Source organism: Pseudomonas neuropathica (assembly GCF_051174785.1).
Classification (GTDB): Bacteria; Pseudomonadota; Gammaproteobacteria; order Pseudomonadales; family Pseudomonadaceae; genus Aquipseudomonas; species Aquipseudomonas neuropathica_A.
In genome coordinates this window covers 942749-960463 of sequence record NZ_CP195111.1, presented here as the reverse complement: position 1 = coordinate 960463, position 17715 = coordinate 942749, and the positions used below count along the sequence as shown (strand labels likewise).

Here is a 17715-nt window from a genome sequence, read left to right as displayed (position 1 = left end):
TCGAGTCTATTCCGATGAGTTCGAACAAAAAGCGCAAAGATCGGGCGTGAATGATCGGTTAAATCGATTTGTTCCGCGCGGCCCAGTATTGCTCGGCGGTGGCGAAGGCTTGCTCACGGCTTTGTTGGCCGAGTCCGCGCAAGGCCAGAGCCATGGTCGCAATCAAGGCCATTTGTGGGTAGCTGTCGATCACGTCGCCACGCCATACGGCTTTCAGATGCTCAACGTCCAGGGTTGCGGGTTTGACGTGGCGCTGAGCTGACAACTGCGGCCATTCCTCGTCCCAGCTCTCGCCGCCGGTGGTGCCGTAGAGGTGGCTGTCGGCATCCGGGTTGATCTCGATTTCGCCGCCATCACCCTTGACCACAATCGCCGTGTCGCCGAGCAGGCCGCTGGCATCGCGGTGCACGGCCTGATAGCCAGGATGGAAAATACTTTGCAGCCCGCAACGCGCGCCCAGCGGATTGAGAATCCGCGCCAGGGAGTGAATCGGTGAACGCAGGCCAAGGGTGTTGCGCAGGTCGATCATCTTTTGCAGTGGCGGCGCCCAGTCAACCAGCGGCATGAACGCCAGGCCACCGTTATCCAGCGCCGTGCCGACCTGCTGCCAGTTGCGGCACAACGGAATGTTCAAGTCGCCGAGCAGTTGCTCGCTGTACATCCGCCCGGCCGTGTGCGCGCCGCCGCCGTGCATGAAAATGCGCACGCCGTTCTGTGCCAGACACTTGGCCGCCAGCAGATACCACGGCAGATGGCGCTTCTTGCCAGCGTAAGTCGGCCAGTCCAGATCGACGTTCAACGTGGGTGCCTGCAAACGTGCGCGCAGGGCTTCGGTGAAACCGGCCATTTCCTCGGCGCTTTCTTCCTTGTGTCGTAGCAACATCAAAAACGCGCCGAGCTGAGTGTCCTCAACCTTGTCGTCGAGCACCATACCCATGGCTTCCCGGGCTTCTTCGCGAGTCAGGTCGCGCGCACCGCGTTTGCCCTTGCCGAGAATGCGCACGAATTGGGCGAACGGGTGTTCGGCAGGCGTTTCGAGGGTCAGCGCTGGAAAGTCGGTCATAGGCAATTCGTCGGTTTGGGCAGGCCCGCCAGTTTCGCGGCGAGTTTGGCAGGGGTGCCTTTGAACAGTCGGTTCAGGTGCAGGCTGTTGCCTTTGTCCGGGCCGAGTTTCAACGCGGTGTACTTGATCAGCGGCCGGGTGGCCGGGGACAGCTGGAATTCCTCGTAGAAGCTGCGCAGCAGTTCGAGGACTTCCCAGTGCTCGGGGGTCAACTCGATCTCTTCGGCGGCAGCGAGGGCACTGGCGACGTCTGCCGACCAGTCACTCAGGTCGACGAGAAAGCCGTCCTTGTCCAGTTCGATGGCGCGGGCGCCGACGGTCATGGAATTCATAGCCAGCTGTTGACCTTGTCGTGGTGGATCGACAGCTCGACGAAGGCCGGGTAATCGATGCCTTCGGCCCATTCCGGAACTTTGATGGCGCGAGCCTGTGCATCTTCGGCCAGAACCCACAGTTTGATCTGGCGGCTTTGCAGATCGGTGAGTGGCGCTGTGCCCGGTTGCAATGCATAGACGGCATCGCCGGACAGCAGCAGGGCATCAGCGCTGCCGATCAGGCGCAGGCAACTGGTCAGGCGATCGTCGCCGAACGGGGAATGAGACAACACATGCAAAGTCGACATCAGAGGGTGATCACCTGGTCGTAACGGTCAATAAGGGCGGTGATTTGTTCGGCGGCCAGCGGCTGCGCTTCGGCCAGCGACAGATTGCCGAGACCGCGTGTCCTGGCGCTGTCGGCGCAATAGAACAATTCTTCTACACCAAACATTGGCAGCGCCTGCAGGTTGGCGCTGAGGTCTTTCTGTTGCAGGACCTTGGCGTTCTGCCCGGCGGCGAGTTGCAGCACGCCATCATCGAGAAACAACAGGCCGATCGGCAGATCGAACGCGCCACCGGCCAGCACGATATCCAGCGCTTCGCGGGCAGCAGGGCCTGACCACGGCGACTGGCGGCTGATGATCAACAGGGACTTGGCCATCTCACGCACCTCCGAAGCAGATCAAGCGGTCAGCGTCTTGCACCGCGTCATGCAACTGACCGAGGCCGGACAATTCCCACGGCGCGCTGACCGAAATCGCTTCGCGCTGGTAGCGCTTGGCTTCTTCGCTGTTCAGCGCGCCGCGACGCAGGGCGGCGGCGATGCACACCACGCCGTCCAGTTGCTGCTCGCTGATGAAGGTGCGCCATTGTTTGGGCAGGTCCAGTTCGTCCTGCGGCGTGACCACCGCGTCCGAAGCGTTATAGACGCCATCCTGGTAGAAAAACAGCCGGACAATCTCATGCCCTCCGGCCAGTGCAGCCTGTGCAAACAGCAGGGCGCGGCGCGAGGAGGGCGCATGGGCGGCGGAAAACAGCACAATGGCGAACTTCATGACGGACTCGATCAGCAGAACTGCGGCCATGATAAAGCATTGCAGACCGCAAAGGATCGCAGCGCTTACAGGGAAGCACGATCTCTGTAGGAGCTGCGGCACGCTGCGATCTGTTGATCTTGATTCTGAAAAACAAGATCAAAAGATCGCAGCCTCGTTTCACTCGACAGCTCCTACAGGGAAACCGGGGAAGGCGTTGATTAGCGAGGCATGTAACCCAACTGCCAGCGCCGCGGGATTTTCAGCGAGAGCAGTCCGATCATCGCGGCCAGCAACCCGCTGACAAACATCGCCTTGAGCCCCAAATGATGTTCCAGCACCGCGCCCAGAATCGCGCCGATAAACATCCCGCTCCAGGGCACCAGTTGCACTCGCCAGCCGCTGCGTCGTTCTCCGAGCATCCAACGGCCCAATCCACGGCCGAACCGCGACAATGCGCCGGTCACGTAAGTCAGCCCGACCGGCAGGCCATTCACCTCTTCGACCGCCGCGTTGAGCATGCCCATCGCTATGATCGCCCCCAGCAGCGCTGGCAGTTGTGTGTCGAAAGGCCAGGCCGCCGCCGCGCACAGCAGGGTGGCGATACACAGCAGCAGAGGCAGCGCCCGGCGTCCGCCGAAGCGTGCAACTACAACCCCCAAAGCATTACCGACAACGAACATTGCGACGAGAATCACCAGACGCACGGTCAACCCGACATCGCCATCACTGATCGCCACGGCAAGTCGAGTGGTGTTGCCGCTCATGAACGAGACAAAGTCGCCGCTGGCCATAAATCCTATGGCGTCGGTCATGCCGGCCAGTACCGAGAGGCTGGCCACCAGCGCCAGTCCAATCCGCCCGCGCCACTTCTGTGTGTGCAGGTGGCCGGGGCTGGCACGGTGAGTCGAGGCGGATGGCAGCATGATTGCGGTGTCCTTGGGCGCCAGTTACGGTTCTATGCCATACAGATCGCAATATTCCAGCCAATCCATACCGGCCATTTCTGCGACTTCACGGTGCACTTCCAGACGTTGCGCCTGATACGCCTCAGGCGAATCAGCGGTCAGTTGCAAGGTCAATTCCCAGGCGAACAACCCGCGCCTTTCAGCTTCCTCTTCAAACGCTTCATGCAGTCGTTCTTCACGATACTCCGCCTGCGTTTCTCCCTTGGCCTGGGCCAACAACGGGTTGAGGTGATCGAGGGTTTCGCGCAGTTCGGGACGCGCGTCGAGAAATACTTTCAGGGCATGTTCATGTCGCTGGTCGGTAGGCGCCATGTGTTTTCCTTGTGAGGCTGATGAGCTTAGGTTGCCGCAGCGGCCTGCGTGTGTCGCGCTATAAATGCAGTAAAGCAGAACGATTCTTGCTGCTGCGATGATACAGTCCGCTTTTTTCTGAATGAGCGAATGCAATGCGAATTCTGATGGTAGCGCTGGCGGCGACGCTGCTGGCCGGTTGCGCAGGCTCGGTGATGGACGATGCTCGCACGAAACCCCCCTACAAGGTGTTGACGTCGGACAAGGCTGAAAAAGTTGTGGCGCAATGTGTGCAGTTTGGCTGGCAGGACGAAGCGGTGTTCGGTGTGGATGCGGCGGCGTATCTGGAACCGCGCAAGTCGGGCGGTACCACGGTGTACACCCGTTCGGCGGAGTCGTTTGTCGACGTGATTACCGAGGCATCGGGTACGACGTTGAATTACTACGCGCAGAAGGATGACTTTGTCGCCAAGCGCCGGCTGGCGGCGTTGGCGACCTGCCTCTGATCATGCGTTGAGGTGGCTGCCGCCATCGTGAGCGGGCTCGCTCCCACAGTGGAATTCATTCCAAATGTGGGAGCGAGCTTGCTCCGGGCGGCGTTCCGACGAAGGGGGCGGTACATTCAACCTACAAGTCGCTTCTGGAAAAAATGCCGTTTGTGCCCCGGCGGATAATCGACGATCTCACCAAACTGGCTATACCCCAGCTTCTTGTAAAACTCTGGCGCCTGAAAGTCGAACGTGTCGAGCCATGCGCCGATGCAGCCTTTCTCCCGCGCGAGCTCTTCGGCCATGTGCATCAGCTTCGAGCCAATTCCCTGACCCCGGCCTGCTTCAGGCACTGACAGCAAATCGATGAACAACCACTGGCAGACCAGTCGGCCATAAAGTCCGCCCAGAATCTTGTCGTGATCATCGCGCACCAGCAGGGTGAGCGGCTCTGATACCGCGATCCCGGCCTTGGCCACGTTATAAGCATGCAGGGGCGCCAAAATGGCCTGGCGTTCCTCTTCTGTGGAATGTTGCGACAGCTCGATGCGCAAGTTCATGCATGACTTCCTTGTTGTTTGAATTCGCAGCCTATCCTGCCCCGAGGCCATCTTCCAAGCCCTTCCTCAACCCGGTGGAACTGCCGCTCTCACGTCGGGGTCTAGCCTTCACAGCGTCACTCCAGGACGCGGTTGATGAGGATCCCCTATGAACATTTTCGAAGCCCTTCGCGAAAGCCATGACCGCCAGCGTAGCTACGCCAAAACCCTGATCGAAACCAGCGGCGATACGCCGGAGCGGGTTGAAGCCTACAAACAGCTCAAGGCAGAACTCCAGGCCCATGAAACTGCTGAAGAGCGCCATTTCTACATTCCGTTGATGGAGTTCGATAACGGCGTCGACCTGAGCCGCCATGCCATCTCCGAACACCATGAAATGGACGAGATGATGGAAGAACTCGATGAGACCGAGATGTCTAGCCCGGCCTGGCTGGCCACCGCCAAAAAGCTTTCTGACAAAGTTCACCATCACCTGAAGGAAGAAGAGCAGAAGTTCTTCCAGATGGCCGGAAAACTGCTCAACGAAAAACAGAAAATACAACTGGCCGGGCAGTACGAAAAGGAGTTCCAGGCACAGCTCTCGTGAGTACTGAATGGCAGTTTTTGCAGCATCGGCGTGTAATCTTTTGGCGCTATCTCGGGTGGGAGTTATCGTAGGATGCTGTATATCCATCCAGTATTTACGCTGTTTTGCTGGATTTCCTCCGCTGACTGCGACAAAACCGCCGATGGACAAAAAATTCGTCTCCGTTAGCTTGAAGGCCTCTCCTCGGAAAGGAGAGTTCTTAAATCAACGGAGTGAAAAACATGAATCAACCACAAACCCAACTGCGACACGGTCGTGTCATTTCCCCTGCAAGCCGCGGTGCGGTTGCCATTGAGCAAGGATTGCTCGGCGCCTGGCAGGTCAATGAAATGGAAGGCGGGAAGAATTTCCCGGCGCTGGCAGCGGGGCCATTTCCGGCGCCTTACCAGAGTGATTCCGACAGCGTCATGCCACCGGCCGACGGCTACATTCTCAGCGGTGGCAAGACCGATGCTCGCGATTGCGTGAACTTCACCAGTGAGGAAATGAGCAAGAAGCTCGCTCGTCCGTTCACCTGGCCGCTGCTTAACGTCACCCCGGGGCAGACCCTCGAAATCAAATGGGAATACACCGCGCCGCACACCACCCGTGGTTACCGCTGGCTGATCACCAAGGATGGCTGGGACCCGAAACAGCGTATTACCCGTGCGCAACTGGAAGCGCAACCGTTCTTCGAGGACTTCTACACTCAGGTGCCTTATTACAGCTACCCGAATGAGCTGAAGGCCAAGGTCAATCACACGGTGAAACTGCCAGCCAACAAGAAGGGCCATCACGTGATCGTGCTGATGTGGATCGTCGCCAACACCGGCAACGCCTTCTACCAGGCCTTCGACGTCGACTTCAAATAACGGCGCTGCGTCGCCAAACCCACACGTTCTGAAGGATTAGAACATGTCAAAAATCGATTTCTCTTTAGTGCAAAACGCCGCGAGCGATGCCGCCTCGCTGATGCCGAGCATTGCCGGCAAAAAGATCCTCATGGGCTTCTGGCACAACTGGCCCGCAGGCCCGAGCGATGGTTACCGCCAGGGCCGCTTCGCCAGCCTGTCGCTGGAAGAAGTGCCAAAGGAGTACAACGTTGTTGCGGTCGCTTTCATGAAGGGCAGCGGGATTCCGACCTTCAAGCCGTTCAACGTTTCCGATGCCGAGTTCCGCCGTCAGGTCGGCGTGCTCAACAGCCAGGGGCGGGCGGTGCTGATCTCCCTGGGCGGCGCCGATGCGCACATCGAGTTGCGCAGTGGTCAGGAACAACCGCTGGCCAATGAAATCATCCGCCTGGTGGAAACCTATGGTTTCGACGGACTGGACATCGATCTTGAACAGAGCGCGATTGACTTCGCTGCCAACAAGACCGTCCTGCCGGCCGCACTGAAACTGGTCAAGGATCACTACGCAGGCCAAGGCAAACATTTCATCATCAGCATGGCCCCAGAGTTTCCTTATCTGACCAGCACCGGCAAATACGTGAGCTATCTGCAGGCACTGGAAGGCTACTACGACTTTATCGCCCCGCAGTTCTACAACCAGGGTGGGGATGGAGTCTGGGTGCCGGAAGCCAATAATGGCGCGGGTGCGTGGATTGCGCAGAACAACGATGCGCTGAAGGAGGATTTCCTTTACTACCTGACCGAAAGTCTGGTGACCGGCACTCGCGGCTTCACGCGGATCCCGGCGGACAAGTTCGTCATCGGCCTGCCGGCCAACAACGATGCGGCGGCCACCGGTTATGTGATCGACAAAACCGTGGTCGGGAATGTCCTAAAGCGTCTGGCGATCAAAGGGCTGCCGATCAAAGGCCTGATGACCTGGTCGGTGAACTGGGACAACGGCACCAGCAAGGATGGCGTGCCGTACAACTGGGAGTTCAGTCGGCATTATGGGCCATTGATTCACGGGGTTCCTGCCTCTGAGCAGGCTGTCGGTGACATGCAGTCGCTCATCGCTCGTTAGTTGCAAATAAAGAAGCCCGGTAGCGCTGCCGGGCTTCTTTGTTGGTTTGGAATGCGTGCGGGTATGTTTTTATTCGGTTTTAACCAAGACATAAAGATTGTCATTGATCGACATTTTTTCGATTCTGTTTAAAGAGATCAGCTCTTTGAATTCTTTTTCGAGTGTTTTCTTGTCGCAGTATTTTTCATATATAAGTGGCCTGTCCGAAGCGTAAATGTAGAGGCGCCATACGTCAAAGCCGTCGATTCTGCTATTCGAGCCGTAATCGAAGTCCACTGATTCTGATGGGAAATGAATGGCGCACCCTACGCCGTGCAGTTCATATTGAATTTCATCAGTTACTCCACCGCAGCGTTCGATTTGCTTGCTCCGCCAGAGTCTTAAAATATTCCGAGTGCCAAATTTTCTTTGTAGTAACTCTGTTCCACTCTCAACTTTTGAAAGAAAGTCGGTTATTAGGTCCTCAAGATTTTTATCGGCTGTTTTCATCTTCGTCTGTGATGCTCCAATCGATCGTGTCCGACATTGTTAGCTGATTCAATGACTTCTTCGATCGTATTAAGTTGTCCTTTGTGCTCTCTGATGTTCGTGATCAAATTTATAGTTATTGGCGTTGCTGTTTGTTTTGCAGCTGCTGCACGGTGATGTCCATCTAGAATATAGAAGGTGCCCTGATGTTCTGCTACGTCTATGGGATAGCTGACATCGTAGCCACCTGCTCGCATCTGATCTCTTATTTTTTCGACGCGTTTAGTTGAATTTTTTCCCATAATTGCATGCGTTCGCTTCACTGAATGTGGGTCAACGCCATGAATCAAGTCCGGTAATTGTGGCTCACCCTCATCAACCTTAGCCCCACTAATCCCACCCGGCACCTCACACCCAGGCTTATTCGGCGGCGGGCAGTTGGAGTTCAACCCCAACGGATCCACCCACCCCGTCGGATTCGGCACGTACAGGTACTGATTCAAGCCACCGGCCAACTTGATCGGATCCGGCGTCAGATATCGCCCCAGCCTCGGGTCGTAATACCGATGCCGGTTGTAATGCAGGCCGCTTTCGCCGTCGAAGTACTGCCCTTGAAAGCGCAGCGGCTGGTTCAGGTAGTCCTCGCCGGCGAGGGTCAGCGTGGCGACTTTGCCGTAGGCGTCGTATTGCGCGGACCAGACGATGTCGCCGCTGTAGTCGGTGAGTTCTTGCGGGGTGCCGAGGTGGTCGAGTTGGTAGTAGAACGGGCAGGCCTTTTTCGGGCCTTTGCCGTCGAGCAGCGCGAGCGGGCGGAAGGTGCCGGGTTCGTAGACGTAGCTGCGGTACTCGCTTTCGCTGCTTTCGGCGACGAGGTGGTCGCCTTGCCAGAAGAATTCGGTGGTCTCGCCGTTGACGGTTTTGCTGATGCGTCGACCGAAAGCGTCGTACTTGTAAGAGGCGGTCTGGCCGTCCGGGCGGGTCAGGCCGATCAGGCGGTGCTGGCTGTCGTAGCGGTATTCGGTGACGAGGGTCTGCGCGCGGCCACGGCGTTCGCGGATCAGGTTGCCGAAGGCGTCGTAGTCGTAATGACGATCGCCCTGCATCAGCAGGCGGTTGCCCTTGATCTGACTCGGGCCGGGGCGGTCCTGCATCAGCAGGTTGCCGGCCGGGTCGTGGGCGAAGCTTTCCGGCAGTTCGTCGCGTGAGTGGCGTACGCGGATCAGCCGGTCGAGGGCGTCGTAACCGTAGGTGCGCTGGCCGTGGCGGCTGTCGGCAATGTGCGCGAGATTACCGTTGGCGCTGTAGGCATAATCGCGGCGGTACAAGGCATCGCGCTGATGGCCTACGGCGTGGGCGAGTAATCGTCCCTGATCGTCGTAGGAATATTCGCTGAGCAGCAGGCCCTGCTGGCGTTGTTGTTCACGCCCGGACTGGTAGACGTGACGAGTCAGCGGCGCGCCGTTGAGGTCGATGCCGGTCAGCGCGCCGCCCTTGGCGTGGCGGTAGTCGAGCAGGCTGTTGTCCGGCATACGCATGCGTTTGAGCTGGCCGCAGGCGTCGTAGCGGTAGCGCAGGGTGCCCCAGCCTTGATGCTCGGTGATCAAGCGGTTCTGGCGGTCGTACTCGAAGGCCAGCGGGTGGTTCTGGCCGTCGTCGACACTGATCAAACGACCGAGGCGGTCGTATTGATAGGTGACCTTGATCCCGTCCGGCAGAGTTTTGACCAGCAGACGCCCGGCAGCATCGCGTGCATACGCAGTGACTAACTGAGAGCCGTCATCACCGAACTCGGTCTTCTCCAGCAGATGGCCGTTGAGGTCATAGGCGTACGCCGTGCGCCGGCCATCAAAACCGCTTTCCTGACGAATCAGCCCGGTCGGCGTGTAGTCCAGCCGATACTTTTCCCCAGACTCGTTTTCGATCTCGGTGAGCAGCAGTTGCGCATGGTCGTAGCGGTACTGCACCCGCGTGCCGTCGGGGTTGATCCGCCGCGAGACCAGGTGCAGATCGTCGTCGTATTCATAACGGGTGATGCGCCCGAGTTCATCGCGCTCGGCGGTGACCTGACCGTAGGCGCCGTAGCTGTAAGCACGGGTATTGCCGGTAGGAGATGTCGTCTGGATCAGTCGGCCAACGGCGTCCCAATGCTGACGGGTGACCGCACCGTGTTCGTCGGCGGTGGTGGTCCGCCGCCCCAGTGCGTCGTAGGAAAAGCGCCGTACGCCACCGTCGGGCAGGGTTTCCTCGGTCAACTGGCCAAGGTTGTTCCACACCAGCCGATGCCGGCTGCTGTCCGGGTAGCGGATCGACAGCAACTGACCACGGGTGTCGTAGTAGTAATGGGTGACATGGCCGTCGGGATCGACCGCTTCGGTGACATCGCCCTCGGCATTGCGCCGGTAGATCCACACGGCATCGCCGCGCGAACGGCGGTGCAGGAAACCGTTGCGATACTCGTAGGACGTGGGCGCCTCATCCGGCGGAATCAGCGCGATCAGCCGTCCGACCTCGTCGTAGCGGTATTCGGTTACCGCGCCCAAGGCATCCTGCTCGGCGATCAAGCGACCCGAGGAGTCATAGGCCTTGAGCTGTTCGCCGCCATCCGCCGAGACTTTACGCACGAGCCGCGCACGTTCGTCGTGGACGTAAACCTCTTCGGTGCCATCGACGTAATGCACTGCGACACTGCCGTCGTCGTTCCAGACGTAGCGCGTGTCCATCTGCGAGAACGATGCCCAGTGCCTGACACACCGAGCGGCTTTTCCCGACCGCTCCCACTCCCAAAAGAAACTCGCGCCACCGGCCAGTTGCCGCTGCAGAATCACGTGGGCGTCGTCGTAGTCGTAACGCTCGCTGTCGCCGACGGCGTTAGTGGCTTCGATCAGCTGCTGATAAGCGTCGTAGCGGTAACTGACCAGCGCCTGTTCGGTGCTCCAGGCACCGTCGCGAAACACCTGGTAATCGACCCCGAGTAACTGCGCGCGGTCATAGCGCAACAGCAGTGAGCGCCCGGCGCCGTTGTCCAGGCGCTGCACCCGGTCAGACCGATCGCGCTGCACCGTCAGGCGATTGCCATAGGCATCGCTGATCGCCGTCAGCCGTCCTGCACGAAAGTGATAAAAGCGCGCCGTGTCCCCGGCCAGCGCGAGGATAAGCTCTTCCGGCTCATCACCCAGAAAAATCGCCGCCCGCGACAAACTGTTGTGAATCGCCGGCCGTTCAACGCTCGGCAACGGAAAACGGGTATGCCGGTTTTCGTGGTCGACCCAAACCACAAAGTCGCCTTCAAAGACCAGCCGATGCGCCAGCGAATGGCTCCAGCCAAACCCCAGCCCGAGATCGATCTCGGCGGCACTGCTGCGATACAGGCGGGTGAACTCAAACGGCAACACCCCATCGAGCAGCGCATCGGTCAGGGTCAGCAGTTCCTCGCCGGTGACCATCGACACCGGGCAGCCGTTGGTGCAGGTGCGTGGCACGCAATCGGCGCTGTCGCCGTTAGGATTTTTCGCCTGATCCGGCGAGTCGTCGTGCGGCTCGTGTCGCTCGATCCGGCTCGAAGCGCCAGACTTGTCCCGCACAACAGGCGCCGGATTCGGCACGGTCAACACCAGCGAGTCGGCCTGACGAATGTTCAGCGGTATCGCCGGTGTCGGTTTCAACTCAACGTCACGCACATTGAGCATCAGCGGCTTCAAAACGCTGGCATGCCGCGTCAAATCCGCCGAGGACGTCAGTTCGGCCAAGCGCAACGCCGAGGCCGCCAGCCATTCCCGCGCGCGCGGCGACTTGATCTTCGCCAGCACCTTGCTGCTCAAGCGCACCGGCACGCCGACGCCACCCGACAACCCCATCAGCAGAAAACTGACCAGCAGTTCGGCCCGAACCTCGGCCACCACTTCGGCCAGATACTGCGGCGGCAGCATCTTCAACCAACTGGTAAACGCGGCCAGATGAATAAACAGCAGCGGTTCGTCACTGAGGATCAGCAGACCGTTGGCAATGGCGTCGCTGGAGGCAGTCAATAACGCCTCAAGCTCGGCCTCGCTGAGGTATTCCAGCAATTTTTCGCTGTTGGCCTGCAAGTCGGCGAGCAGGGCGAATACCTGTTTGATGTCGTCCCAGACGCCATTCAGGGCTTTCTCGAACCCGCGCCAGTCGGCCTGTTGCAACTGACCGTAACGGTCCAGAAAACCGGCGCTGGAAAACTCCGTCCACTGCGGCTGAAACCCGGCCCATTCAGCGCGCAACCAGCCCTCCAGGCCTGCAATGACACCTTCATAAGAGGCATACAGCGCACGCACATGGTCGGTGGACACATCGGGAAAGAAGGTGATGCGATAACGCTGGCCCCGATCGCAGTCGGTCACCTGCAGAATGCCGCTGGGGCCGATGGTGTAATGCAGCGCTTCGCCGAAAGTCAGCACACCGCCGACATCGGCAAGCACCGGTTCGAGCGTCACCGGCGTGTCGCCGATCGGCACAAATCGCGCGGCCTCGAACATATGCACCAGCGTCAACTCCCCGCTGGCCGAGCACATGACCACCGATGAACTGAGCGGTTGGCGCGACTTGATCGGCGCACTGAGGCGCACGTCGTTGCCGACGGTGAAGACCTGCTCGACATCCAGCGCCGTCCCGGTCCAGAACTGCTCGGCCCAGGCGTCGTAGTGGTTCAGACACAGGCGGAACTCGCGGATCAGGTTGTCAAAATCCGGTTCATCGGGATTCAAAGCAGCAACAACGAGCAGGCCGATGCTGTTGTTCAGGGCCAGAAGCCGATCGGTTGGAAGCATTCGCAGTCTCTCGCGCACATCAAAAAGGTGCGGGGACTTTGCGGGGGATCAATCAGGAAAGAAGTCGGGCGAGTAGGCGATATCTGTAGGATGTTTCGACATGGTTTGTAGGGCGGTATAGGGTTTCGTATTTTCGTTCACAAAAAAGGACCTACCCGGGTGCCTTCAATGACAAAAGGATCAAGCGTCATGTCCAACACAGCCGAGCGGGTCAACATCGTCGACACTCAGGTGTTGTCTCATGACTGGTATCTACTCAAGAAAATCACCTTCGACTATCACCGCAACAACGGCGAGTGGCAGCGTCAGACCCGTGAGGTCTACGACCGCGGCAACGGTGCAGCGATTTTGCTGTTCAACCGCGAACAGCGCACGGTGGTGCTGACCCGGCAGTTCCGCTTGCCGGTGTTCGTCAATGGTCATGATGGTTTGCTGATCGAAGTAGCGGCCGGGCTGCTCGAAGGTGCTGCACCGGAGCAACGGATTCGCGATGAAGCGGAGGAAGAAACCGGTTATCGCGTGCACGATGTGAAGAAGGTGTTCGAGGCCTACATGAGTCCCGGTTCGGTGACCGAGAAGCTGCATTTTTTCATTGCCGAATACGACGCGGCATCGAAGGTCAGTGAGGGTGGCGGTCTGGAAGAGGAGACCGAAGAGCTGGAAGTGCTGGAGTGGCGATTCGATGACGCGTTGGCAGCGTTTCAGCGCGGTGAGATCTGCGACGCCAAGACCATCATGCTGTTGCAGTATGCGGCGATGAATAACTTGTTTACCTGATAAATCAAAAGATCGCAGCCTTCGGCAGCTCCTACAGGAAAACGCATTCCAGGTAGGAGCTGCCGAAGGCTGCGATCTCTTGATCTGTATTGACTGACTAAAACAGATCCCCGGTTTTGCCAACCGTCGACCAGTTGCCACCCTCCAGAGTCAGCAAGCGCTCTTTCGCCTCGAGCCCACCGGCAAACCCGGTCAGCTTTCCCGACGCGCCGATCACCCGATGACACGGCGCGACGATGGAAATCGGGTTGCGTCCGTTCGCTGCGCCCACTGCCCGCACGGCGCTGGGATTGCCTATTTGTTCGGCAATCTGGCTGTAGGTGCGAGTCTCGCCAAACGGGATGGTCAATAGCGCCGCCCAGACCTTTTTCTGAAAGTCGGTGCCGGCGAAATCCAGTTCCAGATCAAAACAGTCACGCGTTCCGGAAAAATATTCTTCAAGTTGTCGAGCGGTTCGAATCAGGATCGGATTGTCATGTGCCTCGCTCATCGGCCCGAGACGCACGCGGTTCGGTTTGTCGTTTTCCCAGAGGATGGCCGCCAGTCGTGAGCCGTTCGCGACCAGCTTCAGCTCGCCGACGGGCGAGGGCAGGGTGATGAACGTATAAGACATGAAGGCAGACTCCGGATCAGGGCGGCAACAGCGCCCAGCATACTGCCTGATCGGGGAGGCGCAATACGCAAAGCCGACCATACTGCTTGGTGCTCTTGCAGCGTTCCCCCTCTGTTTTGCACAGACCCTGAAAACAAAAAAAGAGATCGACTCATGAAGTACGAACCTTTGGCCAAATCGCTGATAGCGACCTCACTGGCACTCAGCTGTCTCATGGCTCACGCGGCGTCAGTCGCACCGGTTGCCGCCGAAAACGGCATGGTGGTCACCGCGCAACATCTGGCGACCCATGTGGGCGTCGACGTATTGAAAAGTGGCGGCAATGCCGTCGATGCGGCGGTCGCCGTGGGCTACGCGCTGGCGGTGGTTTATCCCGCAGCCGGCAACCTTGGCGGTGGCGGTTTCATGACTATTCAACTGGCGGACGGACGCAAGACCTTCCTCGATTTCCGCGAAAAAGCGCCGCTGGCGGCCACCGCCAATATGTACCTCGACAAGGAAGGCAACGTCATTCCCGAACTGAGTACACGCGGCCATTTGGCGGTGGGCGTGCCTGGCACGGTCTCGGGCATGGAGCTGGCACTGAGCAAATACGGGACCAAACCGCGCAAAGAGATGATTGCCCCGGCGATCAAACTGGCTGAGGAGGGCTTCGCACTGGAGCAGGGTGACGTCGAGCTGCTGGAGTACGCCACCGATGTGTTCAAGAAGGACATGCGTGATTCCGGCTCGATCTTCCTGCACAACGGCGAGCCGATGCAGGTCGGGCAGAAACTGGTGCAGAAGGATCTCGGCAAAACCCTGCGAACCATTTCCGAGAAAGGCGCCGACGGCTTTTATAAAGGCTGGGTAGCCGATGCCATCGTGACGTCGAGTCAGGCCAACAAAGGCATCATCACCCAGGCCGACCTCGACAGATACAAGACCCGCGAACTGGCGCCGGTGGAGTGTGACTACCGTGGCTATCACGTGGTCTCGGCGCCACCGCCAAGCTCTGGCGGGGTGGTGATCTGCCAGATCATGAACATACTCGAAGGCTATCCGATGAAGGATCTGGGCTTCCATTCGGCCCAAGGCATGCACTACCAGATCGAAGCCATGCGCCACGCCTATGTCGATCGCAACAGCTACCTTGGCGATCCGGATTTCGTCAAAAACCCGATCGAGCATCTGCTGGACAAGAACTACGCGACCAAACTGCGCGACGCCATCCAGCCGCAAAAGGCCGGCGTGTCAGCTGAACTCAAGCCCGGCGTGGCGCCCCATGAAGGCAGCAACACCACCCACTATTCGATCGTCGACAAGTGGGGCAATGCGGTGTCGGTCACCTACACCCTCAACGACTGGTTCGGCGCAGGGGTGATGGCGAGCAAAACCGGGGTGATCCTCAACGACGAAATGGACGACTTCACTTCCAAGGTCGGCGTGCCGAACATGTACGGTCTGGTGCAGGGCGAAGCCAATGCCATTGCTCCGGGCAAGGCACCGTTGTCATCGATGAGCCCGACCATCGTCACCAAGGACGGCAAAGTGGTGATGGTAGTCGGTACACCGGGTGGCAGCCGCATCATCACGGCGACTTTGCTGACCATGCTCAACGTTATCGACTACGGCATGGGCCTGCAGGAGGCTGTCGATGCGCCACGCTTCCACCAGCAATGGATGCCGGAGGAAACCAACCTCGAAGACTTCGCCGCCAGCCCTGACACGAAGAAAATTCTCGAGAGCTGGGGCCACAAGTTCGCCGGCCCGCAGGACGCCAACCACATCGCTGCGATTCTGGTCGGTGCGCCATCGCTGGGCGGTAAGCCGGTCGGCAAAAACCGCTTCTATGGCGCTAACGATCCACGTCGCAATACTGGCTTGTCACTGGGTTACTGAGGGGCGTAAAAAGGGGGCGGGCTTACGTCCGCCCCTGTCTCAAGGACTGATCAAGGAAGGCTCATCATGACCACCGCATTACTGATCATCGACGTCCAGCGCGCCCTCTGCTCGGGCGAATACGAGTGCTACGACATTCAGCGCGTGATCGACACCATCAACGGTCTCAGCACCCGCGCTCGCGAGGCAGGTGTGCCAGTGGTGCTGATCCAGCACGACGAAAAGGACAGTCCGTTGGCCCATGGCGCCGAAGGCTGGCAACTGGCTAAAGAGCTTCAGATATCGCCCAAAGACCTGCGTGTACGCAAGACCACTCCGGATTCGTTTTACCAGACGGACCTGGGTGAATTACTGCCGAGCGAAGACTTCGAACGCCTGGTTATCTGTGGTCTGCAAACCGACTACTGCGTCAACGCCACCGTACGCCAAGCCCATAAACTGGGTTATGACGTGGTGCTCGCCGCCGATGCGCATTCCACCGTCGACAACGGCAATATGAGCGCCGAAGACATCATCGCCGAACACAACAAAGACCTGGCGCACCTGACTGGCGCGACTGGCCGAATTGATGTCAAACCCGCAGCCGGCATCACGTTCTGACAGCGCATACAAAGCCCTGTGGGAGCGAGCCTGCTCGCGAAGGCAGTGTGTCAGTCGACATTTATAGTGGCTGAGCCACCGCTTTCGCGAGCAGGCTCGCTCCCACAGTGATTGAACAAACCTGATTGCTATGTACATCAAGGATTTCCGCTGGCAGCACTGGCATACTGCGCGCCGTCCGAAGAATGGAATCTCTCGATGTTCGCGATCTCCCTGCGTCACGCCTTGCTGCTGACGTCCCTTGCGTTTGCCGCTGTTACCCAGGCCAGCAGTTTCGATTGCGCCAGCGCCGCCAGCAAGACTGAAAAGGCCATTTGCGGCGATCCGTATCTTTCGCAGCTTGATGAGCAGCTTGCAGAGCGTTGGCGCTCGACCCTCGCCAACGTCCCCGATCCCAAGGCACTCAAGACCGATCAACGGCAATGGTTGAAAAGTCGTAACGCCTGTGGCGCCCTGACGGCTTGCTTGCGCCGCCAGTACCTGATGCGTCTGGCCGAACTGGAGCACGCTACTCAGTCCTTCAGTTGGGACGCGACCTGGCAGCTCATTCCTGCGAATACTTCAACGGCGGCAACGCTGACAACCCATCGTCGCGATGCGGCGCACATCACTTTTGATATTGCAGCGGGCGAGGGTGCCAACTCGGGGAATCTCGATGGCGTCGCCGTATTTCAAGGCAAAGAAGCGCATTACGCCGAAGGTGAGTGCGCGTTGACTTTTACCCCCATCAATGGCGTTCTGAATGTCTCGCAAGTCGGCGCAGATGCCGATTGCGGTGGCGGAATGGGCGTGTATTACGCCGGCACTTACATCGCCTCGGAACAACCGCTGACACTTGATTACGACATGCTCAGCCTTGGCCTGGCGCGAACGCCAGAGGAAAACCAGGCCCTGCATGGATTGCTCAAGGACGATTATGCAAGGCTCGTTGAGCTTTCGGGCACCTTGCACATCGGTGATCCCTCCGCCGACGTGCCGGGCAGTCAGGTCGTGGAAATGTGGATGCGTGGCCTGGGGGGCACCGGCATCATCATGAGCACAACCGACCAGCGTTTCTGGATCATCCTGCTGACCTACGATGGGCAAGGTGATCAGCGTGCGCGTTATTACACCAACGCAGCGAAATGGAAAGGACGTCTGCCCGATGTTCTGCAAGCCTGGTACCAACGCACAAATGGAAATCGCTCGATCCCTCTGGATTTCATGCCTTGATCCGAAAATCCTTAGGTCGCAAACAAAATCCCACGAATCTCACCCTCCAGCGGCGTCACCACCACGCTCGAAGGGTAGCGCTATGCTGTTTCGATCATTGATTGGACG

General features: G+C 58.8%; 19 protein-coding genes. 8 read left to right on the top strand and 11 right to left on the bottom strand.

The window, feature by feature from the left end; genetic code table 11:
- Positions 1–58 precede the first annotated feature (58 nt).
- The 7 genes from ACRRSD_RS04430 to ACRRSD_RS04400 all read right to left on the bottom strand — a co-directional run bounded on the left by ACRRSD_RS04430 (position 59) and on the right by ACRRSD_RS04400 (position 3694).
- Complete coding sequence (locus ACRRSD_RS04430) at positions 59–1063, bottom strand: glycosyl transferase family protein (RefSeq protein ID WP_435037279.1); 1005 nt, start codon at positions 1061–1063, stop codon at positions 59–61.
- Positions 1060–1395, bottom strand: coding sequence for a TusE/DsrC/DsvC family sulfur relay protein (locus ACRRSD_RS04425; protein WP_102899345.1), 336 nt, complete (start codon positions 1393–1395; stop codon positions 1060–1062). The genes ACRRSD_RS04430 and ACRRSD_RS04425 overlap by 4 nt, the downstream gene beginning before the upstream one ends.
- Positions 1392–1685 carry a sulfurtransferase complex subunit TusB gene (gene tusB / locus ACRRSD_RS04420; RefSeq protein WP_435037278.1) on the bottom strand — a complete coding sequence of 98 codons (294 nt, stop codon included), beginning with the start codon at positions 1683–1685 and terminating at the stop codon, positions 1392–1394. The genes ACRRSD_RS04425 and tusB overlap by 4 nt, the downstream gene beginning before the upstream one ends.
- A complete protein-coding gene (gene tusC, locus ACRRSD_RS04415) occupies positions 1685–2041 on the bottom strand; it encodes a sulfurtransferase complex subunit TusC (RefSeq protein ID WP_435037277.1) in 357 nt (118 codons plus the stop codon). The genes tusB and tusC overlap by 1 nt, the downstream gene beginning before the upstream one ends.
- A 1-nt stretch (position 2042) precedes the next feature.
- Positions 2043–2435, bottom strand: a complete 393-nt coding sequence (gene tusD, locus ACRRSD_RS04410) for a sulfurtransferase complex subunit TusD (protein WP_435037276.1) — start codon at positions 2433–2435, stop codon at positions 2043–2045.
- A gap of 200 nt (positions 2436–2635) precedes the next feature.
- Complete coding sequence (locus tag ACRRSD_RS04405) at positions 2636–3340, bottom strand: YoaK family protein (protein ID WP_435037275.1); 705 nt, start codon at positions 3338–3340, stop codon at positions 2636–2638.
- A gap of 24 nt (positions 3341–3364) precedes the next feature.
- Positions 3365–3694 carry a DUF6388 family protein gene (locus tag ACRRSD_RS04400; RefSeq protein ID WP_435037274.1) on the bottom strand — a complete coding sequence of 110 codons (330 nt, stop codon included), beginning with the start codon at positions 3692–3694 and terminating at the stop codon, positions 3365–3367.
- Positions 3695–3828: 134 nt separating this feature from the next.
- On the opposite strand from ACRRSD_RS04400, the gene ACRRSD_RS04395 reads away from it, so the two are divergent.
- The gene (locus ACRRSD_RS04395; RefSeq protein ID WP_435037273.1) at positions 3829–4179 is read left to right on the top strand and encodes a hypothetical protein; all 351 of its coding nucleotides are present in this window, start codon (positions 3829–3831) and stop codon (positions 4177–4179) included.
- A gap of 116 nt (positions 4180–4295) precedes the next feature.
- Here ACRRSD_RS04395 and ACRRSD_RS04390 read toward each other — a convergent pair whose 3' ends face one another.
- Positions 4296–4721, bottom strand: a complete 426-nt coding sequence (locus ACRRSD_RS04390) for a GNAT family N-acetyltransferase (RefSeq protein WP_137219238.1) — start codon at positions 4719–4721, stop codon at positions 4296–4298.
- Positions 4722–4869: 148 nt separating this feature from the next.
- On the opposite strand from ACRRSD_RS04390, the gene ACRRSD_RS04385 reads away from it, so the two are divergent.
- The 3 genes from ACRRSD_RS04385 (at position 4870) to ACRRSD_RS04375 (ending at position 7260) form a co-directional block, all read left to right on the top strand.
- Positions 4870–5307 carry a hemerythrin domain-containing protein gene (locus ACRRSD_RS04385; RefSeq protein ID WP_435037272.1) on the top strand — a complete coding sequence of 146 codons (438 nt, stop codon included), beginning with the start codon at positions 4870–4872 and terminating at the stop codon, positions 5305–5307.
- A 221-nt stretch (positions 5308–5528) separates the two neighbouring features.
- Positions 5529–6158, top strand: coding sequence for a lytic polysaccharide monooxygenase auxiliary activity family 9 protein (locus tag ACRRSD_RS04380; RefSeq protein WP_435037271.1), 630 nt, complete (start codon positions 5529–5531; stop codon positions 6156–6158).
- A gap of 43 nt (positions 6159–6201) precedes the next feature.
- On the top strand, positions 6202–7260 hold the full coding sequence (locus ACRRSD_RS04375; protein WP_435037270.1) for a chitinase: 1059 nt from the start codon (positions 6202–6204) through the stop codon (positions 7258–7260).
- Between the two features lie 69 nt (positions 7261–7329).
- On the opposite strand, the gene ACRRSD_RS04370 is transcribed toward ACRRSD_RS04375, so the two are convergent.
- Positions 7330–7749, bottom strand: a complete 420-nt coding sequence (locus ACRRSD_RS04370; RefSeq protein WP_435037269.1) for a DUF6896 domain-containing protein — start codon at positions 7747–7749, stop codon at positions 7330–7332.
- A complete protein-coding gene (locus ACRRSD_RS04365) occupies positions 7746–12524 on the bottom strand; it encodes an RHS repeat-associated core domain-containing protein (protein ID WP_435037268.1) in 4779 nt (1592 codons plus the stop codon). Before ACRRSD_RS04365 ends, ACRRSD_RS04370 begins: the two co-directional genes overlap by 4 nt.
- A gap of 189 nt (positions 12525–12713) precedes the next feature.
- Here ACRRSD_RS04365 and ACRRSD_RS04360 point away from each other — a divergent pair, with 189 nt between their 5' ends.
- Complete coding sequence (locus ACRRSD_RS04360) at positions 12714–13301, top strand: NUDIX domain-containing protein (RefSeq protein WP_435037267.1); 588 nt, start codon at positions 12714–12716, stop codon at positions 13299–13301.
- Positions 13302–13398: 97 nt separating this feature from the next.
- On the opposite strand, the gene ACRRSD_RS04355 is transcribed toward ACRRSD_RS04360, so the two are convergent.
- A complete protein-coding gene (locus tag ACRRSD_RS04355; protein ID WP_435037266.1) occupies positions 13399–13914 on the bottom strand; it encodes a methylated-DNA--[protein]-cysteine S-methyltransferase in 516 nt (171 codons plus the stop codon).
- A 153-nt stretch (positions 13915–14067) separates the two neighbouring features.
- Here ACRRSD_RS04355 and ggt point away from each other — a divergent pair, with 153 nt between their 5' ends.
- The 3 genes from ggt to ACRRSD_RS04340 all read left to right on the top strand — a co-directional run bounded on the left by ggt (position 14068) and on the right by ACRRSD_RS04340 (position 17607).
- Positions 14068–15795, top strand: a complete 1728-nt coding sequence (gene ggt, locus ACRRSD_RS04350) for a gamma-glutamyltransferase (protein ID WP_435037265.1) — start codon at positions 14068–14070, stop codon at positions 15793–15795.
- Between the two features lie 66 nt (positions 15796–15861).
- Positions 15862–16395 (top strand): cysteine hydrolase family protein, encoded by a 534-nt coding sequence (locus tag ACRRSD_RS04345; RefSeq protein WP_435037264.1) that lies wholly within the window; start codon positions 15862–15864, stop codon positions 16393–16395.
- Between the two features lie 198 nt (positions 16396–16593).
- Positions 16594–17607 carry a lysozyme inhibitor LprI family protein gene (locus ACRRSD_RS04340; protein ID WP_435037263.1) on the top strand — a complete coding sequence of 338 codons (1014 nt, stop codon included), beginning with the start codon at positions 16594–16596 and terminating at the stop codon, positions 17605–17607.
- The last annotated feature ends 108 nt before the right edge of the window (positions 17608–17715 follow it).